General features: G+C 49.1%; 15 protein-coding genes and 1 pseudogene. 14 read left to right on the top strand and 2 right to left on the bottom strand.

Annotated features, from left to right (window positions below):
- Positions 1-275: 275 nt before the first annotated feature.
- A complete protein-coding gene (locus tag ACFQ1C_RS05485) occupies positions 276-1874 on the top strand; it encodes an isocitrate lyase (protein ID WP_379557577.1) in 1599 nt (532 codons plus the stop codon).
- A gap of 231 nt (positions 1875-2105) precedes the next feature.
- On the opposite strand, the pseudogene ACFQ1C_RS16170 reads toward ACFQ1C_RS05485, so the two are convergent.
- Both ACFQ1C_RS16170 and ACFQ1C_RS05475 read right to left on the bottom strand, forming a co-directional pair.
- Positions 2106-2714 (bottom strand): annotated as a pseudogene (locus tag ACFQ1C_RS16170) (acyl carrier protein phosphodiesterase).
- The gene (locus tag ACFQ1C_RS05475) at positions 2711-3217 is read right to left on the bottom strand and encodes a CBS domain-containing protein (protein WP_379557573.1); all 507 of its coding nucleotides are present in this window, start codon (positions 3215-3217) and stop codon (positions 2711-2713) included. The pseudogene ACFQ1C_RS16170 and the gene ACFQ1C_RS05475 overlap by 4 nt, the downstream one beginning before the upstream one ends.
- 209 nt (positions 3218-3426) lie before the next feature.
- On the opposite strand from ACFQ1C_RS05475, the gene queA reads away from it, so the two are divergent.
- The 13 genes from queA to hscA all read left to right on the top strand — a co-directional run bounded on the left by queA (position 3427) and on the right by hscA (position 16038).
- Positions 3427-4491, top strand: a complete 1065-nt coding sequence (queA, locus tag ACFQ1C_RS05470; RefSeq protein ID WP_379557571.1) for a tRNA preQ1(34) S-adenosylmethionine ribosyltransferase-isomerase QueA — start codon at positions 3427-3429, stop codon at positions 4489-4491.
- Between the two features lie 87 nt (positions 4492-4578).
- Positions 4579-5724 carry a tRNA guanosine(34) transglycosylase Tgt gene (tgt, locus tag ACFQ1C_RS05465; RefSeq protein ID WP_379557569.1) on the top strand — a complete coding sequence of 382 codons (1146 nt, stop codon included), beginning with the start codon at positions 4579-4581 and terminating at the stop codon, positions 5722-5724.
- Positions 5725-5829: 105 nt separating this feature from the next.
- Positions 5830-6156 carry a preprotein translocase subunit YajC gene (gene yajC, locus ACFQ1C_RS05460; protein ID WP_379557567.1) on the top strand — a complete coding sequence of 109 codons (327 nt, stop codon included), beginning with the start codon at positions 5830-5832 and terminating at the stop codon, positions 6154-6156.
- A 21-nt stretch (positions 6157-6177) separates the two neighbouring features.
- Positions 6178-8031, top strand: a complete 1854-nt coding sequence (gene secD, locus ACFQ1C_RS05455; RefSeq protein WP_379557565.1) for a protein translocase subunit SecD — start codon at positions 6178-6180, stop codon at positions 8029-8031.
- A 9-nt stretch (positions 8032-8040) separates the two neighbouring features.
- Positions 8041-8985, top strand: a complete 945-nt coding sequence (gene secF / locus ACFQ1C_RS05450; protein ID WP_379557563.1) for a protein translocase subunit SecF — start codon at positions 8041-8043, stop codon at positions 8983-8985.
- 120 nt (positions 8986-9105) lie between these two features.
- The gene (nlpI, locus tag ACFQ1C_RS05445; protein WP_379557561.1) at positions 9106-9984 is read left to right on the top strand and encodes a lipoprotein NlpI; all 879 of its coding nucleotides are present in this window, start codon (positions 9106-9108) and stop codon (positions 9982-9984) included.
- A gap of 336 nt (positions 9985-10320) precedes the next feature.
- Positions 10321-11058, top strand: coding sequence for a tRNA (cytosine(32)/uridine(32)-2'-O)-methyltransferase TrmJ (gene trmJ / locus ACFQ1C_RS05440; RefSeq protein ID WP_379557559.1), 738 nt, complete (start codon positions 10321-10323; stop codon positions 11056-11058).
- 79 nt (positions 11059-11137) lie between these two features.
- A complete protein-coding gene (iscR, locus tag ACFQ1C_RS05435) occupies positions 11138-11596 on the top strand; it encodes a Fe-S cluster assembly transcriptional regulator IscR (RefSeq protein WP_379557557.1) in 459 nt (152 codons plus the stop codon).
- Positions 11597-11685: 89 nt separating this feature from the next.
- A complete protein-coding gene (locus ACFQ1C_RS05430; protein WP_379557555.1) occupies positions 11686-12900 on the top strand; it encodes an IscS subfamily cysteine desulfurase in 1215 nt (404 codons plus the stop codon).
- A 38-nt stretch (positions 12901-12938) separates the two neighbouring features.
- A complete protein-coding gene (iscU, locus tag ACFQ1C_RS05425; RefSeq protein WP_379557553.1) occupies positions 12939-13325 on the top strand; it encodes a Fe-S cluster assembly scaffold IscU in 387 nt (128 codons plus the stop codon).
- Positions 13326-13336: 11 nt separating this feature from the next.
- A complete protein-coding gene (gene iscA / locus ACFQ1C_RS05420; RefSeq protein WP_379557551.1) occupies positions 13337-13660 on the top strand; it encodes an iron-sulfur cluster assembly protein IscA in 324 nt (107 codons plus the stop codon).
- A gap of 9 nt (positions 13661-13669) precedes the next feature.
- On the top strand, positions 13670-14188 hold the full coding sequence (gene hscB / locus ACFQ1C_RS05415) for a co-chaperone HscB (RefSeq protein WP_379557550.1): 519 nt from the start codon (positions 13670-13672) through the stop codon (positions 14186-14188).
- Positions 14189-14193: 5 nt separating this feature from the next.
- On the top strand, positions 14194-16038 hold the full coding sequence (gene hscA / locus ACFQ1C_RS05410) for a Fe-S protein assembly chaperone HscA (RefSeq protein ID WP_379557548.1): 1845 nt from the start codon (positions 14194-14196) through the stop codon (positions 16036-16038).
- Positions 16039-16040 lie beyond the last annotated feature (2 nt).

Here is a 16040-nt window from a genome sequence, read left to right as displayed (position 1 = left end):
ATGTGACCTATGTTATATTTTTGTAAAGATACTACTTGATCTTATGTCGTTTATTGCGCAGATTAAGAGTCGTAACGCAACGCAAAATAAACGGGAACGTTATATAACGTAGGCCAGACAGTTAGACACTGGCGCACAAAAAATAGACATGGTTGCGGAGCACATTAATCAAGGTCACTGCACACAACAAGTAGTTACACTCGATGTATTGTTGTGACAGGGAAGTACAAGGTCCAGCTAGGGGCCTCACTCGACAGAATAGAAGGACGGACACCATGCCATACGCAAGCGAAATAGATACTCTGGCCTCTTTGATCAAGAAAAATCCGACTTGGAGCGCCATTAAACCGGAGCATGCAGCCCGTATGCGTGTCCAGAACAAGTTTAAGACCGGATTGGATATTGCCAAGTACACGGCAAAAATCATGCGTGAAGACATGGCCAATTACGACTTAGATACGTCTCAGTACACCCAGTCTTTGGGCTGCTGGCATGGTTTTATCGGCCAACAGAAGATGATTTCTATTAAGAAGCATTTTAACAGCACCAAGCGTCGCTACCTTTACTTGTCTGGTTGGATGGTTGCCGCTTTACGTTCGCAGTTTGGTCCTTTGCCCGATCAGTCAATGCATGAAAAGACTGCGGTATCTAGCCTGATTGCCGAGCTTTACACCTTTTTACGTCAGGCAGACTCTTGGGAGCTAAATCATTTGTTCCGTGACCTAGAAGCGGCCGAAAAAGCCGATGATCAGGTTAAAGTAAAAGAGCTTATCCAAAAAATTGATAATCACGAAACCCATGTGGTGCCTATTATTGCCGATATTGATGCCGGCTTTGGTAACGATGAAGCCACGTACTTGCTCGCCAAGCAAATGATTGAAGCGGGCGCATGCTGTATTCAGATTGAAAACCAAGTATCAGACGAGAAACAGTGTGGCCACCAAGACGGTAAAGTCACGGTTCCCCATGCAGACTTTTTATCTAAAATTAATGCGGTACGACTGGCGTTTTTAGAGCTTGGCGTAGATGACGGCGTTATTGTGGCGCGTACCGACTCATTAGGTGCCGGCTTAACTAAGCAATTTGCGGTGACCAATGAGCCGGGTGACTTGGGCGACCAATACAACAGCTTTATTGATGGCGACGAGATTAACTCGGCAGATGATATTAACAACGGTGACGTGGTTATTAAGCAAGACGGCAAGCTGATTAAGCCAAAGCGCCTTGCATCTGGCTTGTTTCAATTTAAAGAAGGTTCGGGTGAAGATCGCGTAGTAATGGATTGTATCGCCAGCTTACAACACGGGGCCGATTTATTGTGGATTGAAACCGAGAAGCCACACGTAGGGCAGATTGCCGCCATGGTGAATCGTATCCGTGAAGTGGTTCCTAACGCTAAGCTGGTGTACAACAACAGCCCCTCGTTTAACTGGACGCTTAACTTCCGTCAGCAGGTATATGACGCCTGGGCTACAGAAGGCAAGGATCTGGCCGGATATGATCGCGACAAGCTGATGAGCGCCGATTATGACCAGACCGAACTAGGTAAACTGGCAGATCAATGGACGGCTAATTTCCAGCGTGATTCGGCGCGAGAAGCGGGTATCTTCCATCACTTGATTACCTTACCAACCTATCACACGGCCGCTTTGTCTACCGATAACTTGGCTAAAGGTTACTTTGGTGAAGAGGGTATGCTGGCCTATGTGGCGGGTGTGCAGCGTAAAGAAATTCGCCAAGGTATTGCTACGGTTAAGCACCAAGATATGGCGGGTTCTAACATTGGTGATGATCATAAGGAATTCTTTGCCGGTGAAGCAGCCCTTAAAGCCGGAGGTAAAGACAACACCATGGGCCAGTTTGAGAATATTTAATGACCAAAAAATAACATGATGAGTACATCATCAGTGATTATCCTTTAGTTGTTGGCAGCCCCTTGGGCTGCCTTTTTTTTTAACGCAGTGAGGAGTTAGGAGTAATACCAATTACATTAAACAATCGATCTATTTGATTGTCATATCAGGCCCGAACAAAGGGCCCGCTCCACCGACCCGCTGCAAGCACATCCACGCAGATCATGAATGTGTGTTTTGGTTTAGTTTAGTTTAGTTTGGCGCTTGGTTCTGGGCGCAGCGCGCTATGTTTACTTCAGCAAGCACAAACTTCGTTAACTCGGGATAAAAGCCCAGAAAGGCGTGCTCCATATCTCGGTAGTGCGCTTGCACTATTGGGGCGCAGTGGGGGAGGGGCGTGGGGCGACGAAAACGATGGTCGATACGCGAGATCGCCAAGTTAATGCCGTCTATCGTTTGATAGCTTGCCAGCAGCTGATACTGCTGCATGCGAGAAACTAGCGTCACCATGGCGGGGGGCCAGTGTGCACCGGGTAGTAATTGTGCGTGGGCGTGATCAATAAAGTCGGTTAGCGGCTGATCATGATAGCGGGACCAATGCAGCGCCAAAAAATGATCGAACATCATGTCCATAATAATACCGCCATAACGACGATAAGGGCTGGGTAAGGCGCGGACTTGGCCTAAATGCAGGGGATGAGCATCAGTAAAGGTGTCGATGCGCCGGTGCAGCTAAACACCCATCTGCAAGTTTGCGGGTAACTGTGAGTCTATGTTGCCCTTAACATACTCGCCTAATAGTGCACCTGCCAGGCTTGTTTGGCTAAGTTGTGCCAGATGCAGGTGCGCCAGATAATTCATCGTGCCGACAGATCGTCGCCGTCGTCTTGGGTAGCGGCTAAGTCGAGGTCATCGAGGTCAAGCTCGTCATCGGGCTGTTCGGCCAGCTGCGCGTCCAACACTTCCAGCAGATGAATAGCCACTGTTACAAAATCACTATCGGTAACAATGCCCACTAACTTGCCTTTGTCGATGACAGGCAGGCAGCCGTATTTGTGCTTTTGCAAATACAGTGCCGCTTCACGAACGCCGGCCTTAGGGCTGACGGTGGTTACATCTTGCACCATCACCTCAGATAACAAGTGCTGCTGCAAGAAGGCGCCATTATGATCTTTTTCTAGACTCGACTCTTGGGCTGCTAAAATGTCGCGCTGACTAACGAGCCCTACTAGAGTATCTTCTGCCAATACGGGGAGGTGGCGAATATGGTGGCGCTGCATCAGAATGCGCGCTTCGCCTAAGGTGGCACTGGGTGATAAACCAATGACGTCACGGGTCATAATTTCAGAGACGATGGCTGGCATAGAGTATTCCCCTCTTTTTATATCAAGATAGCTTAATCGCCGTGCCTTGTATGATGATGGCGGCGATTAATTCCTCATTCGTCAAACACTTGTTATATCGACCTTACGCTATATCTTAATAATATGCATTATGCCTTAGTACAGCGAATTGCCTTGATCCTGTCGGTCGGCCTCACTAGACTAGCGCCCGTTATTACAAGAGGTTGTGTATGCTGGTCCGCGATTTTTCTTTTGAACTTCCCAATGAACTGATAGCCCGTCACCCCATGCCGGAACGCGGTGCAAGCCGCCTGTTACAGCTAGATGGTAACAGTGGTGAAATTAGTCACGGTCATTTCCATCAGGTGTTGGATCGGGTCAATCCCGGTGACTTGCTGGTTTTCAATAATACGCGGGTGATCCCAGCCCGACTATTTGGCCGTAAAGCCAGCGGTGGCAAGCTGGAAGTGCTGATAGAGCGCGTGCTGGACGATAAGCGAGTGCTAGCACATGTGCGAGCGTCTAAAGCGCCTAAACCTGGCACCGCCCTGATATTGGATCCCGACGTGCAGGCCACTATGCTTGCCCGCCACGACGCCTTGTTTGAAATTGAATTTCACGATGACAATCGCACCGTGCTCGAAATTCTAGAAGCCGTTGGGCATATGCCATTGCCGCCTTACATCGACCGACCGGATACCGAGGCCGATAAAGAGCGTTATCAAACCGTGTATAATGAAAAACCCGGTGCGGTTGCCGCACCCACTGCCGGCCTGCACTTTGACCAACCTTTGTTAGATGCGTTAGTGGCCAAAGGCGCCGAGCTGGCGTTTGTGACGTTGCACGTAGGTGCAGGTACCTTTCAGCCAGTGCGAGTTGATAATGTACTTGAGCATAAAATGCACTCCGAATATATAGAGGTACCGAGCGATGTGGTGGCCAAAATTGCAGCCACTAAAGCGCGCGGTGGGCGAATTATTGCCGTAGGAACCACTTCGGTGCGCTCGCTTGAAAGCGCCGCACAGGCGGCCTTGGCTAACAATACGCCGCTGGTGCCTTTTTACGGTGATACCGATATTTTTATCTATCCCGGATATCGCTTTCAGCTAGTGGATGTCATGATCACCAACTTTCACCTGCCCGAGTCGACACTAATCATGCTGGTGAGTGCGTTTTGCGGTTATGATCATATTAAAGAGGCGTATCGACAAGCCGTTAGTGAGCGCTATCGCTTCTTCAGCTACGGCGACGCTATGTTTCTGACTAAACAACAGGGACTTGGGACTGGGGAATAGGGACTGACTAATCCCAACTCCCTAATCCCCAGTGCCCAATCCCGGAAATGAAGGTCAGACTGTTTCTCTGGCCGTAAGAGGTAACACATGAAATTTGATCTACATACTACCGATGGTTTGGCTCGACGTGGCCGCCTAACGTTTGATCGTGGCGTTGTTGATACCCCGGCCTTTATGCCTGTAGGCACTTATGGCACCGTAAAAGGCATGACCCCTGAAGAAGTGGCCGACACCGGTGCACAAATTCTGCTGGGTAACACCTTCCACCTTTGGGTACGCCCAGGCCAAGAAGTAATGAAGCTGCACGGCGACTTGCATGACTTCATGAACTGGCAGGGACCTATTTTAACCGACTCTGGTGGTTTTCAGGTGTTTAGCCTTGGCGATATTCGTAAGATCACCGAAGAAGGCGTGTATTTCCGCAACCCGGTTAACGGCGACAAGATTTTCTTATCCCCTGAAGTGTCGATGGAAATTCAGTATGACCTCGGCTCTGATGTGGTGATGATCATGGACGAATGTACGCCGTATCCTGCCACGTGGGAAGAAGCGAAAAAGTCTATGGAAATGTCACTGCGCTGGGCCAAACGCTCGCGAGATCACTTTGACAAACAAGGTAATAAAAATGCTTTGTTTGGTATAATTCAAGGTGGTATGTACGAAGATTTGCGTGATGTGTCTTTGACCGGCTTACTGGATATTGGTTTCGACGGCTACGCCATTGGCGGATTAGCTGTGGGTGAACCTAAACCCGAAATGCACAAAATATTGGAGCATATCTGCCCACAAATACCGGCCGATAAGCCTCGTTATTTAATGGGAGTAGGCAAACCAGAAGATTTAGTAGAAGGTGTACGCCGCGGTATCGATATGTTCGACTGTGTGATGCCGACCCGAAACGCCCGTAATGGTCATTTGTTTACCACAGATGGTGTGGTAAAAATTCGTAATGCCAAGCATAAGACGGATACCGGCCCGCTAGATACCGAGTGCGATTGCTACACTTGTAAAAATTATTCTCGCTCTTATTTGCACCATTTAGACAAGTGTAACGAGATTTTGGGGTCGCGTTTAAACACCGTTCACAACTTGCGTTACTACCAACGAGTAATGGAAGGTTTACGTACAGCCATAGAGCAGGGTAAATTAGACACCTTTGTTGCTGAGTTTTATGAGCGACTAGGTAAGCCTGTTCCAACCGTTGGGCAGCAGGTAGTAGCAAACGACCAGTAGTATTAGCAGCAAAACACTCTGAAAAGGGCATGGCGGTTGCCATCCCTTTTCTTTTTAAGTACAAGTTTATTAATCGCTTTAATCATCAATGAGGAACTAAAAATAATGAATTTTATCTCTAACGCTCATGCTCAAGGTGGTGCCGCCGGTGGTGGTATGGAAATGATCATCATGCTGGCTGTATTTGGCCTTATTTTCTACTTCATGATTTTCCGCCCTCAGTCTAAGCGAGTAAAAGCGCAGAAGAACCTGATGGCTTCTTTGAGCAAAGGCGACGAAGTGCTAACTAACGGTGGCTTGGTCGGTAAAATTGCTAAAATTACCGGTGACAACGATTACGTGGTACTGAGCTTGAGCGAACAAAGCCAAGTAACCATTAAAAAGGACTTCATTACAGCGGTTCTTCCCAAGGGTTCAATTCAGTCCCTTTAATTCCTTATCGAGGAGCACAGCGTGTTAAATCGATATCCGCTGTGGAAATACTTGATGGTGATCGCCGTGATCACCATCAGTTTTCTATATGCAGCACCCAATTTATTTGGTGAAGATCCTGCGTTGCAGGTGTCAGGCTCTCGTGGAACCGAAGTCACCACTGCGGTATTAGCCAAAACACAGCAGCGTTTGCAAGCAGCCGGCATAGAGATAAAAAGTGCCGTTTTAGAAGATAACCAGTTATTGGTTCGCTTTCGTGATACCGACGATCAGCTCAAGGGAAAAGAACTGGTTGATCAAGCGCTGGGCGATGATTACATCACCGCGCTTAACTTAGCACCAGCGACCCCACATTGGTTAGAAGCCATAGGTGCAGGCCCGCTGAAATTAGGCCTCGATTTACGAGGTGGCGTACACTTTCTCATGGAAGTGGACATGGATGAGGCCCTAAGCCGAGTTCAAGAACAAAGAATACAAGATTTTCGTACCGACCTACGTGAGCAGCGCCTGCGCTACTCGGGCGTGTTAACGAAAGATGACGGGACCTTAGTGGTGTTCCGTGACGCGGATACCCGTGATCAAGCGCTGAGTTTTTTGCGTGGCCGTTATCCGGGGCTGATGCTTTCTGAACGTGACAGCGGCGATAATTTTGGTCTGTTTGCCGTAATGAGTGAACAGCGACTAAAAGAAGTAAAAGAATACGCACTGCAGCAAAATATCACTATTATTCGTAACCGAGTGAATGAGCTTGGCGTGGCTGAGCCGCTGGTACAGCGTCAAGGTGCCGAGCGCATAGTGGTACAGCTGCCGGGTATTCAAGATACGGCGCGTGCCAAAGAAATTTTAGGTGCCACAGCGACTCTTGAGTTTCGTCTAGTTGATGAAAAAGCCGACGTAGCCGCTGCTAATGCGGGTCGAGTCCCGCCGAATAGCGAATTAATGCGCGACCGTAATGGTCGCCCAGTGGTGCTGCTCAAGCGCGTTATTTTGACCGGTGAGCATATAGTTGATGCTAGCTCTAGCATGGATGAGTTTAGCCGCCCCCAGGTTAATATCAGCCTAGATGCGCCCGGTGGTAGCCGCATGGCCGATTTTACCAAAGATAACGTAGGCCGCCCCATGGCGACTGTGTTTACCGAGTATAAAGCCGGTGATGAGCTAAACGAAGATGGTTCGCGTCAGTTCCTCAAGCAGCAAGAAGTCATTAACGTAGCCACCATTCAGTCACGCCTCGGCCGAAGCTTTCGTATTACTGGCATCGACTCAATGGCAGAAGCACAAAACCTTTCGTTGTTGCTGCGAGCTGGCGCCCTTATTGCGCCCATTCAAATTGTGGAAGAGCGCACTATCGGTCCCAGCCTAGGTAAGCAAAATATCGATAACGGCATAATGGCTATGTTATATGGCTTGTTAGCTGTGGTTGCCTTCATGGCGATTTACTATCGCAAGTTTGGTCTGGTGGCAAATGTTGCACTGCTGGCTAACTTGGTGATTATTATCGGTGTGATGTCGATGGTACCTGGTGCGACTATGACGCTGCCCGGTATTGCCGGTATTGTGTTAACCATAGGGATGTCGGTGGATGCCAACGTACTTATCTTCGAACGTATTCGTGAAGAAGTGCGAGACGGTCGGGGTGTACAACAGGCCATTCATGTGGGATACGAGAAAGCATTAGGCACCATTGCTGACTCCAATATTACCACCCTTATCACCGCTATTATCCTATTTGCCGTTGGCACCGGCCCGATTAAGGGCTTTGCCGTGACGCTAATAATAGGCATCTTGGCTTCTATGTTTACCGCTATTGTGGGAACACGAGCGCTGGTTAACTGGCTATGGGGCGGCAAACGTCTCAGCAAACTGTCGATATGAGGAAATAACATGTTTGAGATCCTCAAAACCCGAGCGCCCATTCGCTTTATGCACTACTCGAAAGCGGCTAGCGCTTTCTCGTTGCTGTTAATTACGTTGTGCTTTTTCACCCTCTTCACTAAAGGGCTGAACTGGGGGCTGGACTTCACCGGCGGTACCGTCGTTGAGGTCGCGTTCGAGCAATCGATCGATCTGGATGAAATACGCAACAACTTAGAGCAAGTGGGCTTAACGGGAGCCACGGTACAAAACTTTGGTACCAGCCGAGATGTACTGATACGTCTAGCCCCTCAAGAGGGTGTTAACGTTCAGCAGCAGGGTGATTCTGTGCTGGCTGCTATGAAGCAAGTTCAAAGCACTGTAGAAATGAAGCGGTTGGAGTTTGTTGGCCCGGCAATAGGTAAAGAGCTGGCCGAACAGGGTGGTTTAGCCATTTTGGTGGCGTTGCTTTGTATCATGATTTATGTGGGCATGCGTTTTGAGTGGCGTCTAGCATCTGGTGCCGTAATGTCACTGGCGCACGACGTCATTATTACCTTAGGCGTGTTCTCTTGGATCCAGATTGAAGTTGACCTCACCATAGTGGCGGCCTTATTGACGGTAGTCGGTTACTCACTTAATGACACCATAGTGGTATTTGACCGAGTGCGAGAAAACTTCCGTCGTGTGCGTAATACCAGCACCGCCGAGGTATTTAACGAGGCTATTACCGAAACCCTGAGTCGGACCTTGATTACCTCTGCGACTACGCTGGTAGTGGTCATCGCTTTGTTCATTAAGGGCGGAGCCTTGATCCACGGTTTTGCCACCGCGCTGTTATTGGGTATTGGCTTTGGTACCTACTCTTCTGTTTATATCGCCAGTGCTTGGGCGATGATGTTAGGGGTGCAGCGAGAGCATATGCTACCGCCACAGATAGAAAAAGAAGGGGCGGATCAAGAGCCGCTAGCTTAATATCAATGATACTTATAAGGGTCCTACGGGGCCCTTATTGTATAGGAATGCATTTGCGGCATGACAAATGACGCGCAGCTGCATAATATGAGTTAATAATAAGGCAAGTTCGGAGCCGTCTTGAACGAAAGATTATTGCTCGTCCCTTTAGTATTTCTTGGCAGTCTGCTTATTGGTTGCAGTTCATCCCGAGTAGTTACTCCTACTTTGGTGCTTCCTGTGCCTATGCAGGTGTCCTATGAAAGTGAGTTGGGCATTGCCCGACTAGGGCAAATGTTAAGTTCACCCGGGTTAACTCCCGAACAGCGTGCTGAATTGTTTTTTCAGCGCGGCGTTATTTTTGATCGTGTAGGCCTACGTGCCATGGCAAGGCTGGATTTTAATCGCGCCTTGCGAGAAAAACCGGACTTTGCCGATGCCTACAATCTCAATGGCGTTTACCTAACTCAAAACCAAGAATTTGCCGAAGCTTACGAGTCATTTGACTCGGCGCTAGAGCTGGCACCGGATTATGTGTATGCCAACTTAAACCGAGGCATAGCACTTTATTATGGTGGTCGCCCTCGACTAGCAGCACAAGATCTTAAAGTGTTCCTTGATGCCGAGCCCAACGATCCCTATCGGTTGTTGTTATGGTATTTGGCACTAGAACGCTTAGACCCTAAATTGGCCTTGATGACGCTACAACAATTTCAACAAAGCCACGGCAGCGATGAGTGGGTGTGGGATATTGTTAATGTCTATTTAGGCACTAAGAGCGAAGAGCAGCTATTAAACCGCATAGCCGAAGAAAGTACCGATAATCGACAACTGGCGGAACGTCTATGTGAAGCTTACTTTTATCTGGGCAAGCGTGCCCAGCAAAAGGGTGAGATTGATAAAGCCGAAGTCTATTTTAAGTTGTCATTGGCAACCAACATTTATGACTTTGTTGAACACCGCTACTCGTTGCTCGAACTGGATTTAATGGCACAAGAAAACGAGCTGACGCAGCCGTAAGCGCTCAGCTTTAAGCGGTAAGTTAAACAGAACCCCCGAACCTAAAGGTTTGAGGTTTTATTTTTCTGCCGTGATACCGGTACAGAATCTTCGTCATGTTGGGCCACGCCCCTATATCAGCATGACGGCTCCGGTATCGGCCTTTATGCACTAACATCCAAAAGCGAGAGCCTGACCTACGCTAGGAAGATAGCTAAAGAGTAAACTCCGTCTTTTGTTAGTTTTATGTCCATTCAACATTAAAAATTCAACACTCAACATTCCCGCGTAGCGGGCAAGCCAGCCGCAGTTGACTGTGATAGAATTTGCGCCTTAAGCACCCTTGGACTCGCACACATGCTTGAGCAAATACGAATCGTGTTGGTTAATACCTCACACACCGGCAATATCGGCTCTGCCGCTCGCGCCATGAAAACCATGGGCTTGGGCGAATTATGGCTGGTTGACCCCGTTAACCCCGTAGACGAACAGGCTCTTGCCTTATCTGCCGGCGCCAGAGACATTTTGGAACAATCCACTACCGTGGCTACCTTGGCCGAAGCGGTGGCCGATTGCGGCTTGGTCATTGGCGCTAGTGCCCGTTCTCGTACCTTGTCTTGGCCCATGCTGGACGCTCGAGAAGCGGGCGAGAAAGCCATTGCCGAAGCCCCCAAGCACAAAGTGGCACTGGTGTTTGGCCGTGAGCGTACCGGCTTGAGTAACGACGAATTACAGCTGTGTCATTTTCACGTGGCGATTCCAGCCAACCCAGACTACAGCTCGCTTAATTTAGCCATGGCCGTGCAAACCATCAGCTACGAAACTCGCATGGCGTGGCTTGCGCAACAGCAAGGCCCTCAGGCTGAGCAAGAGCAAGAGTATCCGCTATCGCAAGACCTAGAACGTTTTTATGCGCATCTAGAAGAAACGTTGCTAGAAACAGGCTTTATTATTAAGCCTCATCCTGGTCAGGTAATGACTAAGTTGCGCCGTTTATTTAATCGCGCTCGACCCGAAGATTATGAGCTCAATATCTTGCGTGGCATTCTTACTTCGATACAAAATCCCGGTCGAAAAAGTAACGATAATAGTTGAGTGTTTTAGTCGGACTTATAGTTGACTAAAACAGTCGGGTATGGCAACCTTATCTCATGTCTGGAAAGGGTTTAATTACATGAGACTGACATCGAAAGGGCGTTACGCAGTCACAGCCATGCTAGATGTGGCCTTATACGGCGACACCGGACCTGTGTCTCTTGCCAACATTTCTGAGCGGCAGGGAATCTCTCTGTCTTATCTCGAGCAACTGTTTGCCCGTTTGCGCAAACATGGGTTGGTGAGTAGTGTGCGCGGCCCCGGCGGCGGCTATCGGCTGGGGTTAGAGCAGGCGGATATTTCTGTCGGTGCCATTATTATTGCCGTTGACGAATCCGTTGATGCCACCAAGTGCCAAGGAAAGGGGGATTGCCAAAACGGCAGTCAGTGCCTGACTCACTCGCTTTGGTGTGCACTCAGTGATCGAATTAGTGACTTTCTTGAAGGTATTAGCTTAGCTGAGCTAGTGAGCCAGCAAGGTGCACGGCAAATGGCTGAGCAGAAAAACAGTAATGTAAGCCTGTTAACGCTGAACTAACCCAGCTAACAGCAAAAGAGCTTGAACATATTGTGTTTAATGTCGATGACAAGACTGCCGAACAGAGCAGCGATGTAATGGAGAATATAATGAAACTGCCCATTTATCTCGACTATGCGGCTACCTGCCCGGTAGACCCTCGCGTTGCCGAAAAGATGATGCAATGTCTAACCCCAGACGGTATTTTTGGTAACCCTGCTTCTCGCTCACACCGTTTCGGTTGGCAGGCAGAAGAGCTGGTTGATATTGCCCGCAATCAGATTGCCGACTTAATTAATGCCGACCCGCGTGAGATTGTGTTCACCTCTGGTGCTACCGAATCAGATAACCTTGCCATTAAAGGGATTGCCAATTTCTACGGTAAAAAAGGTAAGCACATTATTACCTCCAAAACCGAACATAAAGCGGTATTGGACCCATGTCGTCAGCTAGAGCGTGAAGGGTATGAAGTGACCTACCTTGAGCCTCAGCCCAGTGGCTTGTTTACCCTAGATCAAATTGAAAATGCCCTGCGTGAAGACACCATCTTGGTGAGTATCATGCACGTAAACAACGAAACCGGCGTTATTCAAGACGTTAAGGCTATTGGCGAGTTATGCCGCAGCCGCAAAATCATGTTCCATGTTGATGCAGCACAAAGTGCAGGCAAAATCGACATTGATGTTAAAGACATGAGTATCGACTTATTATCTTTGTCTGGTCATAAAATTTATGGTCCTAAAGGCATTGGCGTGTTGTATGTGTCTCGTAAACCCCGAGTGCGCTTAGAAGCTCAAATGCACGGCGGCGGACACGAGCGCGGTATGCGCTCAGGCACATTGCCGACCCACCAAATTGTGGGCATGGGCGAAGCATTCCGCATTGCTAAAGAAGAAATGCACGCCGAAGGTAAACAGATTCAGGCACTGCGCCAGCGTTTATATGATGGCGTTAAAGACATAGAAGAAGTCTATGTTAACGGTGATTTAGAGCAGCGTGTACCAGGCATTCTTAATATCAGCTTCGCCTATGTAGAAGGTGAGTCTCTGATAATGGCGCTAAAAGATTTAGCGGTATCGTCTGGTTCGGCTTGTACTTCTGCCAGCCTAGAGCCTTCTTATGTACTGCGGGCTTTGGGACTAAATGACGAATTAGCACACAGCTCTATTCGCTTCAGCATCGGGCGCTTTACCACCGAAGCACAAATTGACTACGCCATAAAATTGGTGAATGACGCTATCGGTCGTTTGCGCGACATGTCTCCATTGTGGGATATGTTCAAAGACGGAATAGACTTGGATCAAGTTGAATGGGCACACCACTAAGGTGTCTAAACCATTGAAACATGGGTGAGGAATACATCATGGCTTACAGCGAAAAAGTAATAGATCACTATGAAAACCCCCGTAACGTGGGCGCTTTCGACAAAAATGACCCTACCATTGCCACCGGCATGGTCGGTGCCCCGGCCTGTGGTGACGTAATGAAACTACAGCTGAAAATCAATGATGCAGGCATTATTGAAGACGCTAAGTTTAAAACCTACGGTTGTGGCTCTGCTATTGCGTCTAGCTCGCTCATTACTGAGTGGGTAAAAGGCAAAAACTTAGAAGAAGCGGCCAGTATCACTAATACCGATATTGCTGCAGAGTTAGCATTGCCACCGGTAAAAATTCATTGCTCCATTTTGGCAGAAGACGCCATTAAGGCCGCGATTGATGATTACAAGAAAAAGCAAGCCCTAGCGTAAACGGAGACACCATGGCGATCACCATTACCGATGCAGCTGCACACCGAGTGCAGACATTTCTGAACAACAGAGGCAAAGGCCTTGGCCTACGTTTGGGCGTGAAAACGTCCGGTTGCTCTGGCATGGCTTATGTACTTGAGTTCGTTGACGAACTGTCAGAAGGCGATCAAGTATTTGAGCATGGCGAGGTGAAGGTGATCGTCGATAGCAAAAGCTTGGTGTATTTAGACGGTACCGAACTCGATTTTGCCAAAGAAGGCTTGAACGAAGGCTTCAAATTCAACAACCCCAATACCAGTGGGGAATGTGGTTGCGGCGAAAGCTTTAACGTTTAAGGAAGCAGCATGAACTATTTCGAGCTGTTTGGTTTAGCGCCAGCGTTTGCCCTTAATAGCCAAACACTGGCCGAAACCTATCGTGGGCTGCAAATGCAGTTTCACCCCGATAAGTTTGCCGCTCACCCCGAGCGAGAACGTCTTCAGGCGGTACAACGTTCCGCCCTTATCAATGATGCGTTTACGACACTTAAACATCCCCTAAGTCGCGCCGAATACTTGCTGTCTTTGCAAGGCGTTGAACTGCATGCCGAGCAAAAAACACTCAAAGATCCCGTGTTCTTGATGCAGCAAATGGAATGGCGCGAACAGCTGTCCGACATTAATGACGCCCAAGATGTGTTTGCTGCCATGATGGCCTTCGAGCAAGAACTGCAGCAGGCTACGGCTGAATACTATGCAGAGCTTGCACGGCAGTTGAGCGCGGCCCAATGGCAAGACGCCGCCGACACGGTACGTAAACTTAAATTTATGACTAAGCTGCAGACCGAACTCGAACGTTTGGAAGATGCGCAGCAGGAATTCTAACCCTAATGGCATTATTACAAATTTCTGAACCGGGCCTAAGTGCGGCTCCTCATGAGCACAAGTGGGCGGTGGGCATAGACTTAGGCACCACCAATTCTTTGGTCGCGGTGGTACGCAGTGCGACCCCCGAAACCCTAGTAGACGACCAGGGCCGCGATCTGCTGCCCTCCGTTGTACACTATAACCAAGATGGGCTGCGCGTGGGCCATGACGCGAAACGCGAAGCCGACCAAGATCCGCAATATACTATCTCGTCAGTTAAGCGACTGATGGGCAAAGCGCTGGCCGACATACCTCGCCATCGTTTTCCTTATATTTTTCGCGATACCAATAACGGCATTATAGAGTTAGACACTCCCCAAGGGCCGGTAAATCCGGTACAAGTGTCGGCCGAAATTTTAAAAGCGCTGAGCGAGCGTGCCGAACGCAGCCTAGGTAACCCGATACAAGGTGCCGTGATCACGGTGCCTGCTTATTTTGATGATGCCCAGCGCCAAGGCACCAAAGACGCGGCGCAGCTGGCGGGTTTAGAGGTGTTACGTCTATTAAACGAGCCCACTGCTGCCGCTATTGCCTATGGACTAGACTCGGGTCAAGAGGGCGTCATTGCGGTCTTCGATTTGGGCGGCGGCACCTTCGATATTTCTGTATTGCGTTTAAATCGCGGTGTATTTGAAGTGCTGGCAACCGGTGGTGATTCGGCATTGGGTGGTGATGACTTTGATCATGCCCTCGCAGATTGGATTCAACAGCAAGCCAAACTCACCGAGCTTAGTCCCACCCAGCAACGCAACCTATTGGATGTGGCCTGTAGCGCTAAGCAAGCGTTGACCGACAATTCATCCGTCGACATTAGCTGGCAAGACTGGCAGGGCAGTTTAAGTCGTGACGATTTTGAAGCGCTTATTCTCCCTTGGGTAAATAAAACCTTGATGGCTTGTCGACGCGCGCTAAAAGACGCCGGCGTAACGGCCGCTGAGGTGCAAGAGGTGGTGATGGTAGGTGGCTCAACGCGTGTACCATTGGTGCGTCAGCGTGTGGGTGATTTTTTTGCCGCCGAGCCATTAACTAGCCTAGATCCCGATAAAGTTGTGGCCATTGGTGCCGCTATTCAAGCCGATGTGCTCATTGGCAACAAGCCCGACAGCGACATGCTGTTACTGGATGTGATCCCTTTATCATTGGGGCTTGAAACCATGGGTGGCTTGGTTGAAAAAGTAATCCCGCGCAACACCACCATACCGGTGGCGCGAGCGCAGGAATTTACCACCTTTAAAGACGGGCAAACAGCCATGGCCATTCATGTGGTGCAAGGCGAGCGTGAGCTGGTCTCGGATTGTCGTTCACTGGCCCGTTTTAATCTTACCGATATTCCGCCGATGGTGGCGGGGGCTGCGCATATTCGCGTAACCTTTCAGGTGGATGCCGATGGTTTATTGTCGGTTAGCGCCATGGAAAAATCCTCTGGCGTGCAAGCTGATATTGAGGTGAAGCCTTCTTATGGCTTAAATGAAGCTGATATTACGACCATGCTAAAAGCATCGTTTGAATATGCACAAGCAGACATTGACGCGCGCATGCTGGCCGAGCAAAAAGTGGAAGCGGCGCGAGTAATTGAAAATATCATTAGCGCGCTAACTGCCGACGGCGACCAGCTGCTTAACGATCAAGAACGTGCCAACATCATCGCGGTGGTTGAATCGCTGCAACACAGCGTCACAGGTGACGATGTAGCCGCCATTAAACTCGCCATAGAGCAAACAGACAAGCAAACGGCTGACTTTGCTGAGCGACGCATGGATGCTTCCATTCGTCGTGCTTTGGCCGGACAACGTGTAGATAAGGTGTAACG

The organism is Oceanisphaera ostreae (assembly GCF_042676125.1).
Lineage (GTDB): Bacteria > Pseudomonadota > Gammaproteobacteria > Enterobacterales > Aeromonadaceae > Oceanimonas > Oceanimonas ostreae.
The sequence above is the reverse complement of the archived record's forward strand: the minus strand, read 5'-3'. Positions and strand labels throughout refer to the sequence as shown.